Source organism: Paenibacillus sp. 7523-1 (assembly GCF_002276415.1).
GTDB classification, from domain to species: domain Bacteria; phylum Bacillota; class Bacilli; order Paenibacillales; family Paenibacillaceae; genus Paenibacillus; species Paenibacillus illinoisensis_A.
In genome coordinates, this window is the sequence record NZ_NPBR01000018.1 from 1 (window position 1) to 24492 (window position 24492).

27 protein-coding genes and 2 pseudogenes are annotated in these 24492 nt (G+C 39.1%); 9 read left to right on the plus strand and 20 right to left on the minus strand.

The genetic code is table 11. From position 1 onward, the window contains the following. Positions 1–339 precede the first annotated feature (339 nt). Both CHH60_RS20330 and CHH60_RS20335 read left to right on the plus strand, forming a co-directional pair. Positions 340–915 carry a sigma-70 family RNA polymerase sigma factor gene (locus CHH60_RS20330; RefSeq protein ID WP_095360868.1) on the plus strand — a complete coding sequence of 192 codons (576 nt, stop codon included), beginning with the start codon at positions 340–342 and terminating at the stop codon, positions 913–915. Next, positions 905–1954, plus strand: a complete 1050-nt coding sequence (locus tag CHH60_RS20335) for a hypothetical protein (protein WP_176476145.1) — start codon at positions 905–907, stop codon at positions 1952–1954. Before CHH60_RS20330 ends, CHH60_RS20335 begins: the two co-directional genes overlap by 11 nt. Before the next feature lie 173 nt (positions 1955–2127). Here the strand turns inward: CHH60_RS20335 and CHH60_RS20340 are convergent, their stop codons facing one another. The 3 genes from CHH60_RS20340 to CHH60_RS20350 form a co-directional block, all read right to left on the minus strand. Next, positions 2128–2760 (minus strand): type 1 glutamine amidotransferase family protein, encoded by a 633-nt coding sequence (locus tag CHH60_RS20340; RefSeq protein ID WP_095360869.1) that lies wholly within the window; start codon positions 2758–2760, stop codon positions 2128–2130. Between the two features lie 75 nt (positions 2761–2835). Beyond that, a complete protein-coding gene (locus CHH60_RS20345) occupies positions 2836–3798 on the minus strand; it encodes a helix-turn-helix transcriptional regulator (RefSeq protein WP_095360870.1) in 963 nt (320 codons plus the stop codon). A gap of 32 nt (positions 3799–3830) precedes the next feature. Further along, a complete protein-coding gene (locus tag CHH60_RS20350; protein WP_095360871.1) occupies positions 3831–4295 on the minus strand; it encodes an NUDIX hydrolase in 465 nt (154 codons plus the stop codon). Between the two features lie 131 nt (positions 4296–4426). Between CHH60_RS20350 and CHH60_RS30335 the strand changes: the two are divergent. The 5 genes and pseudogenes from CHH60_RS30335 to CHH60_RS20370 all read left to right on the plus strand — a co-directional run. After that, positions 4427–4941 (plus strand): annotated as a pseudogene (locus CHH60_RS30335) (SDR family NAD(P)-dependent oxidoreductase); the annotation flags it as partial. Positions 4942–4998: 57 nt separating this feature from the next. Continuing rightward, positions 4999–5265: a hypothetical protein gene (locus CHH60_RS30340; protein WP_255248025.1), complete on the plus strand. Its 267-nt coding sequence runs from the start codon at positions 4999–5001 to the stop codon at positions 5263–5265. A gap of 272 nt (positions 5266–5537) precedes the next feature. Beyond that, positions 5538–5885, plus strand: coding sequence for a winged helix-turn-helix transcriptional regulator (locus CHH60_RS20360; protein WP_095360872.1), 348 nt, complete (start codon positions 5538–5540; stop codon positions 5883–5885). Between the two features lie 160 nt (positions 5886–6045). After that, positions 6046–6387 (plus strand): antibiotic biosynthesis monooxygenase, encoded by a 342-nt coding sequence (locus tag CHH60_RS20365; RefSeq protein ID WP_095360873.1) that lies wholly within the window; start codon positions 6046–6048, stop codon positions 6385–6387. Between the two features lie 247 nt (positions 6388–6634). Further along, positions 6635–7522 (plus strand): SDR family oxidoreductase, encoded by an 888-nt coding sequence (locus tag CHH60_RS20370; protein ID WP_095360874.1) that lies wholly within the window; start codon positions 6635–6637, stop codon positions 7520–7522. 267 nt (positions 7523–7789) lie between these two features. Here the strand turns inward: CHH60_RS20370 and CHH60_RS20375 are convergent, their stop codons facing one another. The 3 genes from CHH60_RS20375 to CHH60_RS20390 all read right to left on the minus strand — a co-directional run bounded on the left by CHH60_RS20375 (position 7790) and on the right by CHH60_RS20390 (position 11226). Then, complete coding sequence (locus CHH60_RS20375) at positions 7790–7978, minus strand: winged helix-turn-helix transcriptional regulator (RefSeq protein ID WP_095360875.1); 189 nt, start codon at positions 7976–7978, stop codon at positions 7790–7792. Positions 7979–8688: 710 nt separating this feature from the next. Continuing rightward, complete coding sequence (locus CHH60_RS20385; RefSeq protein WP_095360877.1) at positions 8689–9474, minus strand: copper amine oxidase N-terminal domain-containing protein; 786 nt, start codon at positions 9472–9474, stop codon at positions 8689–8691. 333 nt (positions 9475–9807) lie between these two features. After that, complete coding sequence (locus CHH60_RS20390) at positions 9808–11226, minus strand: stalk domain-containing protein (RefSeq protein ID WP_095360878.1); 1419 nt, start codon at positions 11224–11226, stop codon at positions 9808–9810. A gap of 369 nt (positions 11227–11595) precedes the next feature. Here CHH60_RS20390 and CHH60_RS20395 point away from each other — a divergent pair, with 369 nt between their 5' ends. Then, complete coding sequence (locus tag CHH60_RS20395; protein ID WP_095360879.1) at positions 11596–12168, plus strand: hypothetical protein; 573 nt, start codon at positions 11596–11598, stop codon at positions 12166–12168. A 205-nt stretch (positions 12169–12373) separates the two neighbouring features. Here CHH60_RS20395 and CHH60_RS20400 read toward each other — a convergent pair whose 3' ends face one another. The 14 genes and pseudogenes from CHH60_RS20400 to CHH60_RS20460 all read right to left on the minus strand — a co-directional run bounded on the left by CHH60_RS20400 (position 12374) and on the right by CHH60_RS20460 (position 23651). Then, positions 12374–12871: a DinB family protein gene (locus CHH60_RS20400; RefSeq protein ID WP_095360880.1), complete on the minus strand. Its 498-nt coding sequence runs from the start codon at positions 12869–12871 to the stop codon at positions 12374–12376. 135 nt (positions 12872–13006) lie between these two features. Further along, on the minus strand, positions 13007–13813 hold the full coding sequence (locus tag CHH60_RS20405; protein ID WP_369680201.1) for a phosphotransferase enzyme family protein: 807 nt from the start codon (positions 13811–13813) through the stop codon (positions 13007–13009). A gap of 399 nt (positions 13814–14212) precedes the next feature. Next, the gene (locus CHH60_RS20410; protein ID WP_095360881.1) at positions 14213–14752 is read right to left on the minus strand and encodes a GNAT family N-acetyltransferase; all 540 of its coding nucleotides are present in this window, start codon (positions 14750–14752) and stop codon (positions 14213–14215) included. Between the two features lie 215 nt (positions 14753–14967). Next, a complete protein-coding gene (locus CHH60_RS20415; protein WP_369680200.1) occupies positions 14968–15381 on the minus strand; it encodes a GNAT family N-acetyltransferase in 414 nt (137 codons plus the stop codon). 339 nt (positions 15382–15720) lie between these two features. Then, positions 15721–15990 (minus strand): CD3324 family protein, encoded by a 270-nt coding sequence (locus CHH60_RS20420; protein WP_095360882.1) that lies wholly within the window; start codon positions 15988–15990, stop codon positions 15721–15723. A 317-nt stretch (positions 15991–16307) separates the two neighbouring features. Beyond that, positions 16308–16688: an HIT family protein gene (locus tag CHH60_RS20425; RefSeq protein ID WP_095360883.1), complete on the minus strand. Its 381-nt coding sequence runs from the start codon at positions 16686–16688 to the stop codon at positions 16308–16310. A gap of 288 nt (positions 16689–16976) precedes the next feature. After that, complete coding sequence (locus tag CHH60_RS20430; RefSeq protein WP_095360906.1) at positions 16977–18134, minus strand: DUF418 domain-containing protein; 1158 nt, start codon at positions 18132–18134, stop codon at positions 16977–16979. Between the two features lie 33 nt (positions 18135–18167). Further along, a complete protein-coding gene (locus CHH60_RS30345; protein WP_255248017.1) occupies positions 18168–18446 on the minus strand; it encodes an AI-2E family transporter in 279 nt (92 codons plus the stop codon). Next, complete coding sequence (locus tag CHH60_RS20435) at positions 18443–19072, minus strand: hypothetical protein (protein ID WP_255248018.1); 630 nt, start codon at positions 19070–19072, stop codon at positions 18443–18445. The genes CHH60_RS30345 and CHH60_RS20435 overlap by 4 nt, the downstream gene beginning before the upstream one ends. A gap of 191 nt (positions 19073–19263) precedes the next feature. Then, positions 19264–19749 carry a DedA family protein gene (locus tag CHH60_RS20440; protein WP_095360884.1) on the minus strand — a complete coding sequence of 162 codons (486 nt, stop codon included), beginning with the start codon at positions 19747–19749 and terminating at the stop codon, positions 19264–19266. A 27-nt stretch (positions 19750–19776) separates the two neighbouring features. After that, the gene (pssA, locus tag CHH60_RS20445) at positions 19777–20337 is read right to left on the minus strand and encodes a CDP-diacylglycerol--serine O-phosphatidyltransferase (protein WP_095360885.1); all 561 of its coding nucleotides are present in this window, start codon (positions 20335–20337) and stop codon (positions 19777–19779) included. A 25-nt stretch (positions 20338–20362) separates the two neighbouring features. Further along, complete coding sequence (locus CHH60_RS20450) at positions 20363–20989, minus strand: TetR/AcrR family transcriptional regulator (protein ID WP_095360886.1); 627 nt, start codon at positions 20987–20989, stop codon at positions 20363–20365. A gap of 69 nt (positions 20990–21058) precedes the next feature. Then, a pseudogene (locus CHH60_RS30550) lies at positions 21059–22245 on the minus strand (MFS transporter). Positions 22246–22499: 254 nt separating this feature from the next. Beyond that, positions 22500–23651, minus strand: a complete 1152-nt coding sequence (locus CHH60_RS20460; RefSeq protein ID WP_095360887.1) for an FAD-dependent oxidoreductase — start codon at positions 23649–23651, stop codon at positions 22500–22502. Between the two features lie 177 nt (positions 23652–23828). On the opposite strand from CHH60_RS20460, the gene CHH60_RS20465 reads away from it, so the two are divergent. After that, positions 23829–24422, plus strand: a complete 594-nt coding sequence (locus CHH60_RS20465) for a TetR/AcrR family transcriptional regulator (RefSeq protein ID WP_095360888.1) — start codon at positions 23829–23831, stop codon at positions 24420–24422. Positions 24423–24492: the final 70 nt, after the last annotated feature.

Genomic DNA, 24492 nt, shown 5'->3' on the forward strand with positions numbered 1-24492 from the left:
GATGAAGCCGATGAATCTTAATAAATCACATACAGCACAAATAAGGCCGTTATATATTAACGACCTTATTTTTTTATTGTTAAATCACTTAAGTCACATGAGCGTATTTCCACTCGTTATTGCATCTCTTCACTACCTCCTCAATCAAGGTAGGATGATGTCAGCTCTCGCAGATTCTTTTTAGCCAAAAAAAATGAATTTTTCTTAATCACAAAGATCATGCCATAAACCTCACACTAATTACAGATGAGTTTACAAAAAAATAAAAAGAGAACCGAACCTTTTTCCGAAAGAGAGACAATATAGTGTGTAAGCTGCTTACTCAGGAGGGCCCTCTGAATGGAAAGTGAATATATGTATCAATTACTCACAAAAATGAAAGATGGTGATGAACAGGCGTTTCATACGATGTATGATGCCACTTATCAGGACGTCTATCGGACCGTTACCTTTCTGGTGGATCATCAGCAGGATCGGGAAGATGTCATGAATGAGATTTATATGCAAATGTGGACCTCACTGGCCAACTACGATACGAGTAGACCTTTTCACTTCTGGTTGCATGGCTTGGTGATCCGTCAAGTGCAGAGATTTCGGGTCAAGAGCTGGCGGAGATTCCGAATTTTTGAACGCATCTGTTCCTTCTCTCGGGAAGAACCTCATTGGGATCAACCTGCGGTGTTGACGGGTGGGACGAACGACATGATATCGCAGGCCATTAAGAAACTGACCGACAAACAGCGAACGGTGATTATCCTCCGCTTTTTTCATGACTATACGCTCGAGGAAACCGCGACTTTGCTCGATATTCCATTGGGAACAGTCAAGTCGAGATATCATGCTGGCCTGCAGGCGCTTCGAAAAAACATTTGGAATCTCCCCCCAGAAAGGATGGAAAAGATCAATGACTATTGAACGCAAAATCCGTGAACATCTGCACAAAGAAGCTGAAACGGTGGGGTGCCCACCGGCCATTTCCAATCGAATAGAACAATCCTATTCTCAATATTTGCAACGAAAAAGGAGCGGAAGACCCATGAAAAAACGATTGATTGGTGGAATTGTTGCTGTTGCTATTTTGATTCCAAGTGCAGCATTTGCGGCACCTACCTTGATTGATATGCTTACCAGAACACCATTGACTGCTGAGCAAGTCAAGGAGAATGAGGCTGGCAGAGCAGCACTTGAAAAGCTGTACAGCGCATTTCCCGAAACAAAGGCGTTTGAGATCATCGATGCAAGCAACGTTCAAGGTGTTCAAACAAGCATCATCCTGCAGGAAAAGGGAGGAACAGGAAAAAAGATTACACTTCATACAAACGGCATTACCGGTGCGATTGAACACGTGATTCAAGAGAATTGGGAGCCTAAGGAGAAGCCGCTCACTGCTCTAACCGATCAGGAAATCATATCGAAGGTAGATTCTCTCATTGATAAATTGTATGGTAACATCGAACAGTACGAGTTATCTATGGAGCAAATGGAGAACCCGAATCAAAAAACATTTATATTGAATTACAGCACAAAGGGATCAACAACACCGTTCTACCAGGTATTTGTTCAGGGCAATTCCATTAGTGTCTCTCTGATCGGAGTTGAGACTACACCTTCAAGCAAGGTAGAAGGTTTCTTCTCTTCAAATGGTAAACCAGATTATTTTGCCGATGCCTATCTAAATGATGAAAAACTGTTTGCTTTACTTGAAATCAGCCCAGAAGAATTAAAACAAGAACTAGCAAAGGGTAAATCTGTTGTGGAGATTGCAGCATCCAGAAATGTCTCAAAACAACAAGTGATTGACGTCATTGCAAAAACGCAGATTGACGGACAGATACAAGGCGAAAAAAATGGCGATGTTCCAAAAATCAATCGTTCAAATGAACAAATGTTAAAAGCTGTTGAACCCAAAGTATTACAAGTGATTGAGCACAAAACTGAAACGCCATCAAAGTAATAATCCCACTAACTAGCGAGGATGTACCCGTTAATATCGAGTGGATAAAAAGTAATAAGAGGCCGGTATCCTTAGCATCCAGGAAACCGGCCGTTTTTAGGTCAAACAGGGCTTGGCGTATCAAATTCGCAGCTTGTTGGTTACATGCTATGATAAGCAAGTGATTTTTCAGCTCAACTATTTATTGAACTCATTAACTGGAAGAAGTATTCAGGTTTATGAGTCTTATTTAGGTTGTACCATGAATGTAATGTATCTGGTGCAAATACATCTAATTTTTTCAGTACTTCCACCGCAAATTCCAGCGGAGCTATTCCTGATGCAGTAACTACATTCGTATCAGATACCGCAGATCCCATCTCATAGAACTTTTCTCCTTTATAATGAGGACATACCATTTTAGTGTATTCCAAATTATTAGTTGTATGCTTTCTGGTATCTAAGTATCCCCTATTCGCAAGGGCCTCCGTTGCACCACAAATGGCAGCAACAATAGTGCCAAGCTTTAAAGCTTGGCCAATTCTTTCCAAGATAGGCTGATGAATTTCTTCATCCCAGGTCGTCCCTCCTGGCAAAATTAAAAGATCTTCACTCTCAAGAGTACATTCATCAACGGAAATCTCTGGTTTTATACTCAGTCCTCCCATCGTAGTAATCATTTCTTTATTAGCTCCTACTGTAATTACGTTTATTGGTCCTACATCTTTTTTGAAATATCTCCCCGAGTTTAGTTCAGCAACTAAATATCCATATTCCCAGTCCGACATCGTATTAAATACATATAGAAAAACGTTTTTGGCTTGCATCCATTAACACTCCAATCCCAATTGATATAGCCAACTGTAACATGACTTCACTGACAACTAGCGTCAGGGAAGTCATCAATTTTGATGAAAATGTATTAACTCCGACAAAACTTCAATCATTCTTTTCTTAAGACTTATTGGCTTAACAATTCGAATTGATTTACCGTATGATAAAAGGAAATAAGGTACATATGTATCTATCATATCTTTCTCAAAATGAAATACGGCTTGATTTGTAGTTCGCTCTTGTAAATAATGTCCTAGAAACCAATGTTGGCAAATATCAGCTAATACACTTGTATCCCCATGAATAACCAAAGAAATAATCTCTTCCTTATCTTCTATAGTTGGAAGAAAGTTTTTCATAAAAAAGGCACGTGCTGAAAAATGTTCTGGCTGGTCAAACTTATTTTCGGTTAGCATTAGATCTTCAATTCGATCTACTCTAAAACTACGGATATCACTCCTAAGATGACAAAATCCAATCACATACCACTTATTATTCCAATAGATAAGTCTGTACGGATCAACCAATCTATCATGTATTTGCTTTCCGCCACTTTTATGGTGGAGAATTTTTACTGAGTATCCGTCTGCTACGGCCTGCTCCAACTTCTTCAAAAAAGGCTGCCTAGAGGGTGAACTTAATCGACTTATGACTTCAAGACTAGTTAAATGTTGGTTTATCTTGGTTTCCTGCTCTTGATTGGAGTATTTACTTAGTTTTGAAATGGCCCTATTTAATGCTTCACCTCCATAATATCCGGCTTCTTCTGCAAAAACTGCAGCATGAAATAGTGAAGTTTGCTCCTCAAAATCAAAAAAAAGAGGAGCCTCAACAAAATGGTTCATTAAAGTGTATCCACCATTATGTCCTGGTTCTGAAATGATAGGTACGCCACTTGTTGAAATGGTATCGATATAACGATACACAGTCCTTATATTCATCTCTAACTTTTCTGAAATTTGTTTTGCTGTAATTTTTTCACCTGATCGAAGCATCCATAGAATGGCTAGCATGTTGTCTATTTTAGGCATAATTCCACCCCTATATAAATTCTCTTGTTAGTTTAAACCATGTTCTCCAGAGAGCTGTTGAATACGGATAACGAGTATTCCTTTTGAGAGATCAAATTTTGGGTGATCCGCTTTATGACCCCTTTATCGCGGAGCTCCAGAAAATCTGGGATCAACAAATCCGCAGGTGCTATCCATTTCGAATCAATGATCTCCGCTTTATCTAATTGAAGAGAACCACCGATGATTTCACCAATAAAATGAAATAAAATAACCTGATGATTTGTACTACTCATGAAATTGTAAATGCCTGTAGTGGCTGTAAGTTTAACATCGTACCCAGTTTCCTCCTTTGCTTCTCGACGTGCCGCCTCTAGAATATCTTCATGATATTCGATTCTCCCTGACGGGAAGTTCCACGTATTCCTAACCGTTGCTTTGTCTTCCTTGATCATAAGCAGCTTATCTTCATGTATTATCGCAACACTCACAACCAAGACAATCCCGTTTTGAGTCACGCTGAAAATACCATGCTAACTTATTTGAAATTCCGTATCAACCTGCTAAACCGTAACATTATAGAAGAACGAAAGAGAAAACAGAAGCTTTAAAAATACTACACACAAGAACTGTATTGGAGGATAATACTATGGAAAACAAAGTCTGGTTCATTACAGGAGCCTCTCGCGGATTAGGGCGCATTTGGGCGGAGGCTGCACTCTCTCGCGGGGATAAGGTCGCCGCGACTGCTCGAACACCCGAAAACATCGTCGAACTTAAGGAACGTTTTGGAGACGCTGTTCTCCCCCTAGCGCTCGATGTAACGGATTCCCAGCAGGTCGAGCAGGTCGTTCAGCAGGCTCATGCGCATTTGGTAGGCTGGACGTCGTCCTAAACAACGCCGGTTACACCCTGGTTGGCACGACTGAAGAGGCTGACGAATCCGACGTCCGCGAACTATTTGACACCAATTACTTTGGTACGCTTCGTGTGATCCAAGCTGCCCTGCCTCTGCTTCGACTACAGGGCAGCGGGCATATTCTCGGCGTCTCAAGTGCCATGGGGATTGTTGCAGCTCCGCTCATCGGCTTCTATTGCGCGTCCAAATGGGCATTCGAAGCATTGCACGATAGCCTCGCTCAGGAGGTTAAAAGCTTCGGCATTAAGGTCACGTTGCTCGAGCCGGGCGCCTTTGCAACTGACTTTGGAAGCCCCCTTTCCATGAAGACATCACAGGGATTGGAAGTCTACGCTGAACTTCGAAATAGGGTGTCCCTTCGTTTATCGACAGAAGAACGAGGCGATCCGAATGCGACGGCCGATGCGATTCTTCGAATCATAGACGCCGAGGAGCCACCTCTGCGCTTTGCTGTCGGCGCTGGGGTCTTGCCTTTGGTGCGCGGAGTCTATGCTGATCGTTTAGCCACTTGGGAGACATGGGAAACTGTTTCGAACGGAGCACAAGGAGCACCGAAAAGCCACCGTTAGATTTGAAATTAGCAAAAGGTAAAGAGACAGGGGGCAGCTGCCGAAAGGCAGTCTGTCCCTTGTTTTTTTTACGTTACTTCCAAGTGAGCTGATACGTAGACTACAATTCAACTAAACTGCCCGTTATTTCAATTGTCTCGAAAGCAAATTTAACTATGTATTTTAGTTTGATTGACATGATAAAACAGACAGAATATACGACAAGGTAGGTTGATTGAATCAACACATGTAATATAATAATTGAAAATTAAATGAGGGATGGTGCTTCTCAATTGAAAACTTTTTATTGTGATCTGGAAATAACCTTAGATGTCATTGGCGGAAAGTGGAGACCTCTTATTCTGTATTACTTAATAAAAGGTCCTAAACGGACCGGTGAATTGAAAAGGCTCATCCCATCAATCTCTCAGAAAATGTTAATACAGTCTTTGCGGGAGTTGGAGAGTAATCATTTGATTATAAGAACAATGTTCAATCAGGTACCACCAAAAGTGGAATATGCAGTATCCGAAATGGGTATGTCTCTTGAACCCACTTTGCGAGCACTTTGTGATTGGGGTCAGGATTATGCAGAGAAGTCATTGAACAAGAATGAATATCGGAGATTAAATGTAGAATGAGTAATTTAAAAATCAATTTATTCTTTACTTCATCACAATTATCACTTCTTGGTTACTATATCACCAAAAAGTACGTACTATTTTAAAAGTGATACATCGTACATAATGAGACTTGTGGCCATGAAGAAAATTAAAGAGTTAATAAAAGGAGTGTGTAGTGATGTCAACAAACAACAAGCAAATCATACTCAATATACGCTTTAAAATTAAGCCTGGTAAGAAAGAAGCTTTTCGTGAAAGTCTATTTGCAATGATTAGCAACTTCAAAAGTGAACCTGCCTTTGTCAATGCGATCGTCTCCGATGATCTGGATCATTCTGATGATCTTGTCATCTATGAGATCTGGCAGGGAACTAGAGAAAGTTGGGTTCAACACGAACTTCCTAAACCTTATCGTGCTGAGTATGAAGGTGCACTTACCAACCTTATTGATGATAGAATCGTAAGCTGGCTTGAACCAGTCGGTGAATGGGGAAGTACACTGACGAATGTTAGACAGTAATTTTTTTAAAGGTTAGTATTATCACTTGCATAGTAAGTTAGTAACCTTTTTTTTGATTATAATGTAACTATAATTGTTACAATAACATAATATCATACCTCATTTACCTTTATTGGAGAATAAGATTGTGAAACAAGGGCTTTCAGTCAAGCATATGGTCATAAAACTGGTGAACAATTCGGAAAGTTGTGATTGGTTTCTAGTTATAAGATTAAAGCATTAATAAAAGTACAAAGGGGTTATTCATATGGGTAAAATACTTATTACTGGAGCAACAGGTAATCTCGGCAGCAGAACACTAGAGCTTCTTCTTAAAAAGGTTCCGTCCAATCAGGTCGCTGTATTGGTACGTAATCCCGAATCGGAAAAAATGAAAAAGTTTGTTAAAGAAGGTATAGAAGCTCACCAGGGAGACTATTTTGATTATGACTCACTTCTGCGAGCCTTTAATGGTGTTGAAAAAGTTATGCTTATTTCCGCGCAAGCATTTACCGACCGCAATACGCAACATTTCAATGTCATTGCAGCTGCAAAACAGGCTGGTGTCAAACAAGTGGTTTTCACGTCGATCATACGAAGAGAAAATTCAAATCTTATTATTCCCGAAGTATCGATGTCAGACTTATTTGCTGAACAAACGCTTAAAGCATCCGGATTAGCCTATACCCTACTGCACAATCCACCATATCTTGAAGTCATGCACTCGTATTTCGGAGATGCGCTTAAAGTCGGCGTACGAGTACCAGCGGGTTCCGGTAAAGTAGCCGCTGCATCTCTGGACGATTTGGCGGCAGCGAACGTAGCCGTTCTCACTCAAAACGGACACGAAAATAAGTCATATACTTTAAGTGGCAGCGAGGGAAGCTCTTTTGCAGACATCGCTGAAGCCCTCTCGGAGATTAGTCAGATAACTATCCCTTATGAGGCAATTAGCGAAAAAGAATATATAGACACTATGGTAGCGAATGGCATGCCTGTTCTTATGACGGATTTCTTATTAGGTTGGGTGCGTGGAGTCAACACTGGAGAATTCTCGGAGACGTCTGGGGATCTTGAACGTCTGATTGGCCGAAAACCAATGACATATAAGGAATTCTTCAAAATCAAATCTCCGTTTTCTAAAATTGAAGATTGAGAGCTGGAATGTTACTAACTTAACTCTATGAAAAGTTCAGAGATATTTGCAAGGAAGATATATTATGGGCCGCAAAGGGCAAAGTATTATTAAGATCGTTAACTAAAGTTTCCCGTCAGTCAATATGATATACGAAGAAATAGCCAACCATTTAAATGATTGGCTATTTTCTATTCAGCGTTATTAAAACATACTTCTCCAATGCTGACAGGGCTCCATTATTGAACGTGCACAGGTACAAGTTCCTTCCTTGATTCTTGATGATCCCTATTCTGGTTTTGTATCTTCATTTTCCGCTTTTTTGAACTGCTTCCTCTCCATATGGGACATCCCCCATTGATGCAAGGTTTCCAAAATCGGAGAAAGGCTCATGCCGTATTCCGTGATGGAGTACTCCACTTTCGGACTTGAATCCAGCGCCACAACGAATTGACATTGGACAGGGTTCTTTTGCATGTATTCTCCTCTTTTATAATAAGCTAACGTTTCCCGTTAGCTTAACGATGCTTATTTTTATATTTTTATATTTAATTGCCCCTACATATTAAGTGTAACATGAGGAAATAACTAAAATGAGGTGTTAGACATGAGTAAAATGTTCTTAATAGTTCTATTTACTATAAATATTATGGGGACTTATTTTGTAGATCGTACAAGCGATTATGAGATCAAAACCAATTACAATATGGATCACAATTGGATCAAACTCCCAACAAAAGTCGGATCATTGAACGTACAATTAATTACAAGGAATGAAATAAAAAAAGTGATTTTTGCTTGTTCCAATGGGAACTTCTAGTTGGAAATTTAGAACCTTATTAGGTATCGATGATGATGGTACTGATGGATGGAGATTAAAATGGCAATTCTCAAATACAACAATTTACGATCATATTGTAATTGAAATTTCTAGAATAGATGGCGAGACTGACTCATACATTTTAAACGTCTCAAATCAATAAAAGTCTCGACTCAAATACCCAACTATCAACTTAGATCAAATTTGCTCAAAAAGTCACTCTAAAAAGCTTATTTCATTAAACTAACCTGCCCGTTAGTTGAACAAAAACAGCAGATCCACATGGATCTGCTGTTTTAAAACCTCATGTTAAGTTAGCATCAACGACATATAAACTCATTTGGTCAAAATCCTGCTCTTGTTCGTACTATGGCACAATAATTTGTCTACCCACGTTCACATCGTCTACCTTCCATTGGTTATCAACAAATTTATAGAATACAAAACGATCAACGAGTTCGAGGTTGATAGGACCGCTTTCAAAGTAAGCTGATTGGTGCATTCTCGCTTCTGTAGTACTGCTGTAGGTAATATTCTCCTTCTTTGTTAGTGTAGCGTTATTTTTAATGCCTTCACTGTGAATAATCTTGTTTATAAATGAGTCCGTGAAATAGGGTCTGAAATGTGTTCTGATCTGTGAATAGCTTGAGAGATCGGTGGCCTCATTTATTTTTTCATTAAGTACATTTATTCTTTCCTGACTCATTCTCCACGGCTTGAGCGGCTCTGTATGGATATAAACCTGTTGCTGACCGATTGTAATGGTTGCTTTTCGTTCTTGTTGAGACCACAGCGCTGTTCCGCCAAGGGCTTCAGCAAAAACACGTGCTGGTATATAAGTTGTTTCACTATAAATTTTCGCTGGCACATTAAGGTTGAGAGCAGCGTTATTTAATAAAGCAGCGCGAGAATTAATATGCAACAATAGCTCTCGTTTGCCACGAGTAATCGAAATGCTTTTTTCCCCCTGGTTCCAAAATACTTCCGCATCCAATTTCTCTGAAACAGTACGTAATGGAATTAGCATTCGTCCATTTTCAATTTTTCCATTGTCAACCGTATTCGAAAAAGTATTGGCGAAGCTTATCGTTGGATTACCGATTAATAAGGTGCACACTAAAGTAAGAGCTAGTGTGCTTATTGTTTTTTTCATAGATGATTCCTCCCGTGATTCCATTATATTCTCATCCTTAGCCCATATGGATCTATCATATATCCTAAGTAACCAAACCACACTAAAGAAAGAAAGACCTTCAACCCTATGGCCGCAAACCTAACTCAACTGTCTTTATGTTTAACAAGTTTGCCAGACGTTAGAATCATGACAGCGCTCCTCGTCTGCCATAGAATCGAAGGGGATCTGCAAGAACGGATCTTCCTGTAATGAGAGCGATACCAGAGCCCTTCACACTTTCACCCAAATAAAGTTCTAAAATATAACCCTCCGGCAAAATATGCCGGAGGGATCAGGTAGTACGTAATGAAGCTATTTTTGCTCAAATATAATTACAGTTTTCGGACTCACCATGTATTCTACGGGGGACCCCAGCAACTCGGATACCATGCGTACGGGCACAAACGAACTATTCTTCTTCAAAAGTAATGGCGCATCCAATGAAACTGCTTTTCCGTTCACATTTGCTGTCTTCGTATTCACTTTCATACGGATTGTCGTGTTACCTTTGCTGATCGTTACCTCTTTTTTGCTTTGGTTCCATGCTACCTTCGAACCCAATCGTTCTGATACAAATCGAATCGGGACATAGGTTCGACTTGATTCGATAAACGGTGCTACGCTGAGTGCAAAGGATCTTTCCCCTACGTAAGCAGTTCTACTCCCGATCACTAATCGCTGGGCTTTCAGTTGGGAAGACCCATCTCCACCGAGCTTATTGAGAAGTTGATACGTTTTGGTCGTGCTTCTTAAATCCAAATAGTTACCGCTCAATTGCAACGAGTACCTTATCGCACCCGTGTCATATTGAGCAGGATTGAACGTATGATTCCGAATGGGATCCAAATTCCATACACGGTTATCTTCTAGGTATAAATTATGAAGTTCGCTTAGGGATTTCAATGGCTCAAGATTGTAAACTAAATTTGAGTTTAGGTTCAAGGATGACAGGTTAGACATTTTTTTCAGTGGATCTAGATTCTTGATCTGATTGTTTTCCGCGGAAAGAGCCCTCATTTGCGTCATCCCTTCAAGCGCACGGAGATCCGAAATTCGATTGCTTCCGATGTTAAGACTCGTTAAACTTTTGGATAGCGGCTTAAGTGGACTCAGGTCCGAGAATCGATTGCTCGCTAGTTCCAAATTCTTTAGCTTGGTTAATCTGCTCAAGGGCTGAATTTTCGCGATCTGGTTCCTGTTCAATTGTAACCATGTTAATTCTGTGGCCGACGATAATGCCGTAATATCCGAGATTTGATTATCGTTCGCTTCGAATGTATGCAGACGCCCAAGCTGCTTGATCACATCAATCGAGGAAATTTGGTTCCGGTTTACGATCAACATTTCCAAATCCGTCATGGTGGACAAATCCTGAATTGAAGCGACCTGATTGTCCGCAATATCAAGTTCGCGAATCTTAGTCAATGGCTTGAGCGGCATAATATCTTCAATTTTATTATTGGACAAGTCAAGATATTTCACATTGGAAGCATATTGCAAGCCTTGAATGCTTTTAATTCCTCGATTTGAAAGATCAACCAAGGTTAATGATTGCATATCTTTCTGCATAATGGCCGCATTTTCATCCTTTTTTAAAATCTGCTTTATGGCTTGCTCCAACTGCTCGTCCTGAAAACTAACTTCCAGGGATGCCTGCTCCATTGATGCCTGTTCTGGTAAGACGAAAAAGAATATCAAAACTAATACTACTCCTGATAAAACTTTATGCATTTCGTTTCTATCCCCTCTTCTACTGGTGTCTAATGGTAATTACGCTTATAACTGATAAAAGTTACTGCAGTCCATTTTTTCCCAAGCCACCAAAAGATCAAGAATATTTTACTTATTAACTTTTATAGAGTGATATTCATCGCAAATCTAATAAACTTATAAGTCCTATTCGAGGTATATTGGTGACCAGGATCTAGGTTGGATAGTTGAGTATTTAAATGAATTATCACTTGGACTTTAGAATCTAGTGTAGCCCGTTAGTTTAATGAAACAGATAAATATTCTAATCGAAACATATATTGACAGACCCTAATATTTCTGGTTAGATGAAATAACTTTATAGTAATTTATCTTCAAGGAGACACATCTATGAAAATGATCTATTCTTTAGTCGGAAGCGTTACCTTTGCTTTTTCAATAATTTTGGCATCATTTAATGTACTAGGGCTAGAAGCAATCTTTGAAGCAACCGGCTCATGGCAAGATGATCCTCTGTCAGAACTTGTCTATATTATTTACGGAGTTATAGCTTTTCCTATTGTCTCACTCTCACTCTTCCCAATATTTATTTGGAAGTATCACAAATTGAATATTCGGGGTATCGCAATCTTTGGAGGAATCGGGATTTGGTTGTTTTTCGGTATCTATATTTATTCTATTCACATGGCTAAATACGTCATGTGGATTCCTTTGGTATTCATGGTTGTAGGGTATTACTTAACAAAGCTTAAATATGATGAATATAAGCTAAGAAATCTATTGCTTGGGATGATACTGGGATGGGTCGTTAGTTATTTAATAGTAATCGGGAAACGATTGTTTCAAAATTCGCTAACCTCATATTTCAACTTCAATCTAGCTGAGCAAAAGTTTGTAATCATTGCAATCGCGTTCTTCGGAATTACAGGGTGGTTGTTCGGGAAATATAATAAACATTCTTAATCAGTTGACCACACAACACAATAAGACTAAACCAGTCCTCCTTCTAACCGTGCTTTTCCGTTTGGCACTAATGGCGATTTGCAGTAAGGACCGACCCAATATCTTGCCCGTTAGTTGAACAAAAGCAGCCGATCTCATGGATCAGCTGCTTCTTAATTGTATTACACTAAAGTTTCCCGTTAGCTTAACGTCGGTGCGTCTTAGTTCATTTGCCTTCCTCATCGGCCGTGGGACCGTAGAGGCCTGGTAATGGAATGTCGAGAAGCCGCAAATAAACTCCGAGCTGCGCCCGGTGGTGAATCATGTGGCTAAATCCGAAGGTGCGAAGCGCGATCGCCCGCGGTTGGCGCAGGATGATATGGTCACCATTCCGCAAGGTCCATTCCTCGCCGAGCATATTCTCATCGCATTCGGCTAACAGCTTTTTAAGCTTGAAGACGTTCGCGTCGAATTCCTCCAACACGTCTTCGCGTGTTTCCAAGGGTTCCCGCCGAAGCGGAACGGTCGAAAGATTAAATTCAGGGTAAAGAAAAATCGCCATTTGCCAGTTCAGCAGGTTGATCAGGTGCGTGGCCAGTCCGCCCAACGTCATCGATTTCACGTGTGGTTTCCATGTCATATGCTCTTCAGGTAAGCGCTCCAGGATGCGGCGCGTAGTGGTCAGCTCATGCACGGCGTCTCCGACGATCAGTTGTTTCACCATCGATTCTCCTCGTCTCTCTTTTATTTGAAATGTACTCAATATATACTAGCATATATTGTAAGTAATCTGCCCATTAGTTAAGAAAACGGCAGTCGTTGTTTCTAACCACCAGCCCTATTCAAGTTCGCTAAAAAACTATATTTTTTCAGGTTCTATCGGTTCTATCACTTTGAATAAGAATGACCTGTCATTTATGTATTCTGTAATATAGGCCAGAGCATATTTTTGTTCCTCGATTAAACTAGGTATTTCTCTAGTATCAGACGAGTGATGACAATAGTTTTCAATCATAAACATGATGAAAAAACATTCTAGGTCGCGAATGTAATCCTTGCCAAGTTTGACTACGCTCTCATATCCTTGAATAAGTAACCATCGATGTTTAGGATAAAGCTCCAACAATGCAGCTGCCATATCATACAAATAGTATCCAAACCCGCATCTTCCAAAATCAATTGGGTATGGGAGTCCGTTGTTGAATACAACGTTTCCGGAATGCAAGTCCGCATGAATTAGACCGTAATTTCGAACATCTCGTTGCATGCTGGCCAATTGATCAATGATCTTATCTATGGCTTTTTGATATAGCATCCATGATCCGCCCGATAGAAATCGTGGATAATAACGCTCTAATTTGGTTATTTCTTCCCTGAAACTAGAAATCCCCCAATGAGGTCGAACAAAATTATGTGATGCATCTAAACTTGCTGAAGTTTCATGCATTTTCCCCATCATAACGCCAATGCTGAACACATGACTATCTGTGAACTCTCCACTCCAACGCTCTCCCTCGACCCATTTCATTATCGTGACACAAGGTTTCCGATACCCATCCTCTGTTTCACATTCCAAAACATAAGAGCCATTGCGACTCATAATCCCTTCAGGTACTAAGTCACCTATTTTCCTTAATTCATTAAGAAAAATAAGTTCAGAAATGATCTCTTCTTTGTTTACTCATTCTGAATGAATGCGAAGTAAATAATTACCCGTTGTATTGGTCTCTATTTTGTATGTAATGGTACCTGACAATTGAATAAAACGAATACAATTCCATTCAATTTCATACTGTCGAATTGCCCATAGAGCAACATTTCTTGCTCGTGAGAGCAAACTTTGTCTTGTTTCGTCTGTATCAAAGTGGAAAAAAGGTTTCAAGACTTCACCTTCCCTGTCTTTAATATTCTCGCCCCAATTTCTGATAACATCTTATTCACGAACTTCGCAAACAATTCCATGGCTTTGTTGCTGTAATCGTCCAACAACGAGCTTGTGTAGTACAAAAGAGCCTTATCAGGTAAATTGATAAGCCCCAGCCCAAGCACCAACAATACATCCAACTCATGCAAGATTATTAAAGCGGAAAATAAGTTTATGTCCATCGAAGGTTTCCCCGAATTCCTCCATGTAATTGCCATTCGTATATTTAGAAACCGTTTTTCTCCAAAACCTTTGTCCAACAACGTTTTTGGCTGAAGGGTTAGTAAACAGCTCCCAATTCCCTCTGAATTGTTGAAACACCATAGTTGCCGCCAGTTCAGCAATCCCTTGACCTCTTAACGATTGGATTAAAAAGAAATCATTTACAAAATAATCAATTCCTTTATTACAGTACGGAGGGGTCGCTACTCGAATAAACCCCGCTGGTATCCCATTTGCCGAAATTAAATAGGGAAATAGGATGCCAGGCGGCTTCTCCCACCAAATATTTTGAACCTCATACTGCTCACTTAATGTTCTGCAGTCGTCATTCTCCTCATAGATCCCATGTGCATTTGGAAGTCTGTCATAATGGCCGGATAGGTCATATAGGTACAACGGTAGCAGGTTTTTAATCAAATATGCATTATTTTCGTCCGTTAATTGTACGTCAACTTTCATTGCACTTCTCCTTTAATTGGGTATGGATTTTCTCGAAATTTTACGCAACATATTGTGATATCGCAATAGAAATATTCATTATAGCTAAACAATACTGCCGGTTTGCATAATAAAAGGGAGCAGCTGCTAACTGGCAAGTTGCTCCGTGCTATGTAGTTCAACGAATATCGGATAACCTTGTTTATTACAAAACCTATGAATAAGGAACAACCTCTCTAATTACTCACTTTTTCAGAACTCGTGCTGAAGCGAAAGACTAGCATTTCTCCAACATCAGGATGATGACCAAGTTCTTCGGAGTATTTCCCGTTGATACATGTGTTAAGTGTTCTACGCCAGAAACGTTTCGCACGTTCGTTTCGTTCGGTGGGATTTGTTTGCACTTCCCATTGCCCTGGCATCTTTCCAATAATCTGTCGCACCGCTTCTTCTCCAACACCCTTTCCTCGATAATTACGTAATAGGAAGAACTCATTCATGTAATAATCGATATAGTGAGGACATGGTATGAAAGGGGAAGTAGCCACAAAAGCAAGCCCCGCAGGTATATCATCCACTGTGATAAGATAAGGGAATAATATGTTCGGGTGTTCCCACCAAATATCAAACACGCGATTCTGTTCAATCAAAGTTCGGGTATCATCATTCTCAAACACCCCATGGTCTTACGTTCCCATACTTCAGACAAATCATGCAGATAAAGAGGATAAATATTATTGATAATGAACTTCTCCTCCATACCGCATAGTCTGGCGGTAACATTCAACTTATTTACTTCATGATTAACGCAATCCATTTTGCAACTCCTCCGATTCCGATACTCTCAATCAACGATATCACTAATACCATAATTCTTTCCTAGCATCAGTATAAGGTGAATATCGCATCCTTTATAGGCAGAGTATTTATATAATCATTTTTTACATAACAAAAGGCCCGTGTTGGTTTTATCCAACATGAGCCTTTTGTTATGCCTGCGTTTTATAAACAATCCTCTTAATGCTGTCATGGGATAGACAGTAGGAACTCGCGAGTTGATCCACATTCATACCCTGCCTGAAAAGCTTCCGAATTTCTGCATTTCGGTTCAAAAGAAATTCACGTTGCCCTGAATCATGTCCCCACTTTTTTCTACATCCTTTGGGTGCGGGGATATATAAAGTCTTGCCTTGTATATAATTTTGTATTTCACGAAGTAAATCTTCTGGTAAAACTTCACTTGCTGAAACATATTTCATTAGCTTCGCCCCTTCATCTAATATCGATGGTAAGTTGCAAAGCCTACATGAGGAACGGTTTCTTGCCGTTAATTCCTTGTTATACGTTACGAATAATAAGCTCCATGCAAACAACCGCGTTAATGTCATATAGACTTTGCATGGAGCAAGTCTCGAAACCTTGCATCGGTAAATTTTCACAAAGCATAGATTCACTAACACACTTCATATCGATATCCCTCTCTCTGATGATATTTACTTATATAATTATTTCTCATCACCATGATGAATTCCTTCTGAAGAAAGGATTAAACCATTAAACTAAACTGCCCGTTAGCTTAATCAACCCTATGTTGGCTCTTAAGAAAGTACCGAATCCCTTTCCCTGCCATTGCTTCATCAGCATAACGAGGAATCACATGTAAATGAGAGTGAAAAACGTGTTGTCCACCCACATGACCACAGTTCCATCCAACATTGTAGCCTTCTGGTTTATAATTTTTATCCAAATACAGCTTAACCTCTTGAAGTAACTGATATGTCGCATCCCATTCATCCTGTGTTAAATCAAATACAGTTTCTCTATGTATTTTCGGTACAATTATGCCAGCACCTTTTATTTCTTGTTCATTGAGCAAAGTATATATGCATTTTTCATTGCTAATGATTACCTCATGACTGAGGTCATCAATAATATTGCAATAAGGACAGTTAATCAAACGGGCACCTCCAGATTAAAAAATGATGTTGGTTCTTTATTCTTCAAAACTACATGTTTCCCTCATTTTACTTTAACCTGCCCATTGATTGAATAAAAGCAGCTGATTTTGTTGATCAGCTGCTTTTCTCAGTTTTGTTGAGCTAACGTTTATACGTTAGCGTAATTAGGCCTCGATAAAATTCGCGACAACCCATAGTGTTGGAATTAATCTCTTTTGCCTGATTTTAGACAAGAGGAACACAAAAAAACCCTTAAACCACAGTTATTGCAGATATTGTCCTAAAAGTTAACTATTCTTGTGAACTAATCGTTGTAAGAGTCGTTCTAACGGTCCATTTATTTTGTTTATTTCTAAGATTGTAGCCAATAAAACAGCGCTGATCCAAATACCTACTGCAATCAGAGCTGCCACACCATTACTCACGCGTCCCCCTAAATCAAATGCGACTGGTGATAGATATAAAACTAGCAACGCTTCATTCCAAACAAAGAATGTCAGCGAACGCTTCCCTACAGCCATAAGAGACCTTGTGATTATTCCTACCTTAGCCATTTTGGCACCTATGATACCGAAAATCGCTGCATAAGCTGCACCTCCGGCGATTCCAGTTAGAATATGCAATCCGCTTAAAAAGCCTACTGTATGCGTTTCCGGATTCCATATGTCACCAATTAGAGATACAGGCAATGCTCCTACCAATGAGACTGCTAAGCCTATAATAGAAATATAGAGAAGTTTTTTGAAATGCTGTGTAGGTCTGGTCAATAATTGATACCTAGCCATCCACATTCCAAGCAAAACAGAAGGCAAGATAGGAAACATAACATGAATTAACAACGGATAAATAGGGAATACAATTAAATTAGAAATTGCTACATCAAGATAGGTGTCATTTGCTGAAAAACCCGGTTGAAATCCATTCCCGCCTATAGCTCCCCATAGAATAGGAATTATCAAGACATAAAGCAATGTAATTAATACGAAATTACGGATTATGGTTTTGTTCTCCCGCCTTACTAACCTACTTAAAATAAGTCCCGCTATCCCGTAGGCCATTAATATATCTTGGCCCCCAATAAAGATGGTTAGCGCCATTCCAAAACCAATTAAGTACCAAGAACGTCGTCGAATGGTCTTTACGGCATCTTCTTCCCTTTTTCCCTTTTTGATTTGACTGTTATAAATTAAAATTAGACCATACCCAAATAATACAGCAAACATAGCTCTGGCACGGTTATCAATCGCGAGTAAACCCAGAACATTCACTACGTGATCAAACCAAGTAACAGCTTCAACCTTAAACATAATACCAGGTTTACTGTTGTACAAATACAGCGGAGCATGAGCAAGAGCAATGAGGAGAAGCATAGCGCCTCGAGCAAGATCTAATGAAACAGCGCGTTTTGAGTTATTCGTTGTTTCTATTGTTGATATGTTGGACATCATGATTTATCACCTCTATTCGCAGGATGAATTCTAGGTTTCAGTTTTCCGATTAACCTCTAAAATATCTAAGAAGAAAATAAATATAGGGATTCCTACAATTAATCCCCATACGCCGATATAATGTTCTGAGAACAGTAGCACCACGAGAGTATAAAACATGGGCAGGTCCATTTTCGAGGCCATTAGTTTGGGGTTTAAAAAGTACCCTTCAACAAAATGCAATACTGAAATCATAACTAGTACATAGAAAACCATGTCTATTCCACCGATCGTGTAACCTATTATGCACAGTGGAACAAGCGATATCACAAAGCCGACAACGGGAATTGCGCTTCAATTACTTTCCCAAAAGAAGATACAAACTTTTTCCCAAGGGACTTGACTTCAATATAAAACCAAGCTAGTTTACTGCTTTCCAACTTAGAAGTAAAAGTGACAATGCGATTTTTTTCAAGTATAAAGATAAAACTTAATATGATTGATAAAACAAAGCTTGAACCCCAGTTGCTTATCTTCAAAACGTAGTCAATGCCATTCTTCAGGTAACTTTGATAATTTAAACTATTGATGGTATCAAACAAATAGAGGGTAATTTTGTTCTGTGGTAGGTCATCAGGGCTTAGGTTTGTCAAGAAAGTAGTTAATTGCATCATTTGTTCATAGATTTTAGGGAGATAATTCACGAGCGAAGCAATAATAAGAGCAATAAGTATGAGATACAGTAAAATAACTATTACTTTACTATTAACTGTCACAAACTTACTGATTCTTTTATGAAGCTGTATTTGAATGCTATTCATAATAAAGGCTATCAAGAATGTGAGAAGCACTACATTAAGCATTCCTTTAATGAAGTACAGCAGTAATCCAATCAATACTAAAACTATGAATCGTCGAGTGTTTATATCCGAGAAGAACCTTTTAATAAAATCCATGTTAACCGTCCTTATACTTATAATTGAGATTGATGCCATAGATTATGACTTGTCCATACTTTCGTAAAAAAAGAGTGTGTCTAGACAGCTTGTCCTTGTTGATCAATTCCATAACAAATGGTGGATTTAATACATGATTGATAACAGAAAGCTTGGAAAATAGTCAGTAATGGCCAAAGGTATTCCTCAATTTATATTACTCCCCCAACTCCGTATCCGATTGTTACAAAGATAAGACACCATATCAAAGCACCGATGCTTGAAATAATGAAATACTTCCTGAAATTAATCCCGCTGATTCCTGAGACATAGCATGTTAAATGGCGTACGCCGGGGATGTAGTATCCAAAAATAATCGTCCACTGCGCATACCTTTCGAATAACCTTTCCACTTTCTCCAACTTATTCGGTGTAAGAAACAGGTATTTTCCAAACCGGAGTAAGAGCGGTTTCCCAAATCTTCGACCAATCCAATAACTCACCGTCATTCCGGTGACTGTCCCTAAAAAGCCAAACAGCACAGAGAGTGGATAGCTTAATACATGTATTGAAGAAAGATAACCTATGGTCACCATCATGATTTCGTCTGGGATCGGAAGACCGACAATCCCTATTGCCAGGAGTATATAGATAGCCCCATAACCATACTGTCCAATTACCTCTGTAACCCATTCCATAAAGTGTTCCTTCTTTCTAAATTCTCATCATTTCAACCACTTCTTCAAACTTGGAAAACGAACTCGACTAACCATAAGAATACTTAGTAAAATGATAACAATTACGGTAAGACTCATTTTTAATTGCGAGGCCATAAGACTAAAAATAGCCAAGAATCCTCCAGCAATCGTAATAGGGACCCCGAGGAAGTCACTCATCTGATCTGCCTGTGTATTAAAGCGTGCTAAACGAATTGCACCACATATGATAAATAAAGCTACAAGTAACACACCTATCATGTTGAGATGATAAAGTTTTTCTACGTAGATTAGTAATGCTGGAGCAACACCAAACGTCACCATATCACACAACGAGTCAAGCTCTTGTCCAAACAGACTTTCTGCATGCAGCTTACGAGCAGCAAATCCATCCAGTAAATCAAATATCATCCCTATGATGATTAGTAGTACCGCAGCTTCACTATCCCACGACAACATCAAGATTGCGAAGATACCACAGCTCAGGTTCCCAAGTGTAAGAATTGATGGTATCCATTTGATGAGATTCTTTCTTCTTTTGGTAACAGATACCGATCGTTCTTTATACATTGTTTGCCCACCTTAAACAGCATAATTATTTTGTTTGATTGTAATACCATGATAAATAAGGTTTTGGATTTAACACGCCTTGTAGAAACACCTGTGCCGCTTTACGATAAAGAACTTTCATTTCATTGCCATTCATACGAGAAGCCATAAGAGCTAGGCCCTGTATCATGGCCTCTAAGATAGTAGCTAATGATTTACTATCGTCAATAGCTATTTCACCATCTAACATAGCGATTTCAAGTATGTCACGAATAAAGGCGATATGGCCTTCAACATAGTGAGTCACACTCGCTTGGATCTTTGTATTGTTCCATTCCTTGCTTAAAAATTCATCCATCACATTGGTTAGTGGATGATACATATCATTTGCCATCGTCTGAAATAACCCATCAATTTTTTCTGAAAACGTTGAAAGAAGCGGTTCCTTCTCCAACCAGGAGCTTCTCCATTCCGTTTCCCAATCTTCGAGCAAGTAAAGGAATAAAGCCTCTTTGCTTCCAAAATGGTAATAAATATTGCCTTTACTTTTTCCCGTAATGGCTACTATATCTTCAATTGAAGTTGCTGAGTAACCTTTTTCTCTAAACAATTGTCCAGCGGCTAACAGAATTTCCCTTTTTGTTTGTTCGCTCTGTAAATGCTTTTTGTTCATATGAAATTTCCTCCAAAAATTCGTATTACATTTTACTAACCTCCGTCAAATGGATGAACTGCAGACAATTTACGCGGATTGCTTTATTCTTTGTCGAAGTTTCAACCCAACTAGGCAGATGAGAAATGTAGCACCTGCAGCTATATAAGGCAGCGACAATGATACATCGTATAAAATTCCAGCTGCCACTGAGCCAATAATTGTTCCTAGACTGGTGAATGTTGAATTCAATCCCGCCACATATCCTTGTCTTTCTCCTGCAGCTTTTGACAATAGGCTGCTGGCTGCAGGTCTAATCAAATCAAAAGAAGCAAAGATAAAGATAGTAACAATGGTAATTGCCCAATAGGAATGAACGAATAATATGACGAATATCGAGGCCCCACCAAGTGCAAGGCTTAGATACATGACCTTCATCTCACCCAATTTTTTTACAAGTAAATCTAACAAACCAATTTGAATGACAACACCCACAATAGCGCCGATTGTCAGAACAAATGCGATATCATTGGGACCGAATTGATGCTTGGCATCCAAATACAGTCCAAAAACAGTTTCAAAGTTCGAAAGACCAAACCCAAGTACAAGTAATACGACTAATGTTACAAAGTATGATGCCTTTCGACTCTGCCATATTTGGCGGATGAGCCCTTCTCTCTCCAAGGGCAACCGATTTTCAATAAGATCAGCTTTTTTCATTGATTCCGGTAAGACGATCACCGACAGGAGAGCCACAAATCCGACCACAGCTGCAGCAACATAAAAAGGAACTCTAACGCCGTACTCTGCTAAAAAACCGCCTAAGCCGGACCGATAATGAAACCCGTCGACATCGCTGCCGATATATATCCAATCCCTTTTGCACGTTCATTCTCGGTGGTTATATCTGCTGTAAATGCCATAACCCCTGGAAAAATGAAGGCAACTCCTACACCGCCAAGCAGTCTGGACAGAAATAGCATATATACGGAAGAGGAAAACCCAAAAATAGCTTCCGAAACAGCCAGCAGGGCTAATCCAATTACGATTATTTTTTTTCTGCCAATGGTGTCACCAAGTCTTCCGCCCCATGGTGAAAATAATAATTGTGTGACTGCATAAGCCGCCGTTAGATACCCAACACTTGCCCCCGTTAGCCCAAGGTTCCGCATTAGAGTTGGCATTACAGGAACAACTAACCCATAAGCAGCCATAGCAAGAAAAATATTAACCATGAGTAAAGCTAAGGCTCCCTTGTTTCTAAATAAAAGATTCATTTATCATCTCTCCACTCAAATAACCAAACTTAGATCATAATGTCAGTGCATAAAGGTCACGCCTCTATATACTGAACGTTCGTTATAAATCAATATGAAGCTCAGACTCGCTATTAAACCAAACGATGAATTATACTGTTACTTTCAAGGAATCTTGCAGCCGAGCATACGCTCGACTGTTAGATTCTTGATTAAGCTATAACATCAATATATTTGGACGATTGTCCGATTTATTGCAAAAAAAATCCAACATATTACTCCCTTTTATCCCAACTGACACTTAGTCCTTCTCCAAAGAACGCAAAATCTTCAGTATTCTCCAAAGTGAGATTATCTAATATTGAAGCACTATTAAATACTTTTGCCGCTCTATCCTTACGATCGGTTTCATAATAATGAAATGCGTCATCATAATCATGATCTCTAAGCAACTTAGACAAATAAAGTGCGTCTTCTAATCCTAGGGTAGTACCCATTCCTGCATTCGGATCTGCCGTATGAAGTGCATCGCCAATTAGTACAACTCTGCCGTATGAGTAATGATTCATTAGATCAATTTTAAACAACTGCTTAGGTATGAAGTTATCCGTGTTTTCAATTAATTGTTTAATTGGAGCTTCCCAGTCTGAGAACTGATTGGCCAAGTCTGATCTAAAGGCTTCTATTGGCTTTTCTTCAAAGTGTTTCTTAGAAACCTTTTTTTCCTCGTTAACAATCATTGACCATGAAATTTCATTATCTGTCGGATGGTGTTTGGATATAAATAAATTGAAATTTTCGTGAAAATAAATTAGCGAAGTTTCGGAATCAAAAAACTCTCTATGATCGTTAAGCTTGTCAAGGCCAACTAAGCCGTACACTCCCCATTTGCCAGCATACTTTAGTGGATAGTTAGGGAACGGGAATAAAATGGACCTTGTTTTAGAACGTACTCCGTCCGCTCCAACTAGTAATGTACCTTTAGCTTCTGTTCCATCCTCAAAGAAAACCTGAATATGATCATCACCCTCAGTGAATGATTTTAGTCTTTTTCCAAAATTAATTTCTATTCCTTGTTCAATAGATTTCTGATAAAGGATATCAATTAAATGGAAACGGGCAATGTTGATTAAATGAGGCATTCCCTCCCTTTCCCCATCCATTTCCATGTCTCCAAATATAGAGTTACCTCCTTTATCCATTACTTTAATGTCAGTCATCTGATGACTATTTGCCTTTAATACTTCGCCTAATCCTAATTCCTCCAAAACTTGAACCCCACTTGGATGAATTACAAAGTTTCCACCTGCATTACCATACTTCGTCGCTTGTTCATAAACTACACTCTCGATATTGGCCCTTTTCAAGAATAGCGCCATCGCTAATCCAGCTATTCCCCCACCAATAATAATTATTTTCTTAGTCATTTCAAAACCACCCCTTTCAGAAATATTTATTCGAATTATCGTCCGAATAGCACTAAAAAAATAAGGATCTGTTTCATCCTATGCAATCATTATAAATTTATTCGGACGATCAGTCAATTAATATGTCGCATAGTTGATTCTTTTAAGCTACAATAGAATAAAAACACTGGAGGAATTATGAGCAGACCAACAGGCGTGAATAGTGAGGATACGAAACAATTCATTGTGGATGTAGCAACGAAAATATTTGAACAAAAAGGCTATAGTGTTACATCTATGGCCGATATAAAAAATGAAACAAACTTAAGTAAAGGGACAATTTATTACCATTTTAAAAATAAAGAAGAACTGTATCTTTACTGTATTCAACAAGTATCTAACGAATTTATTCGAAATTGGGACATTACATCGAAGACTGAGCGTTCCGCTGAGAAAAAGTTATATATTTGGGCGAACTTAAATAGTATTATGCTGCAAAAGCCGATTATGAATACCATTCAAGAATATTTCGTTTCAACAAATAAAAACAATTATGACGCTGTGCTTAAACTGTATGAACCCGAATTTCAGATTGTTAGCCGGATTTTAGAGGAAGGTATAAATCATGGGGAATTCAAGGGAGACTTGCACATTGATGATGTATCGGTACTTTTATACAATTTAATCACATCATTAGCAAATGCAGAATTGTTTGGCTACCATTCAAGTCAGGAACAGAAAAATTTATACAAGCTAGCCATTGATTTAATCTTACCTGGGCTGAAAGAATAAAAAATGTTATTGAAGCCTCCCCAAAATACTCTCAAGCTGTTACATGAAGTATTGATCTACATTCGTCTTG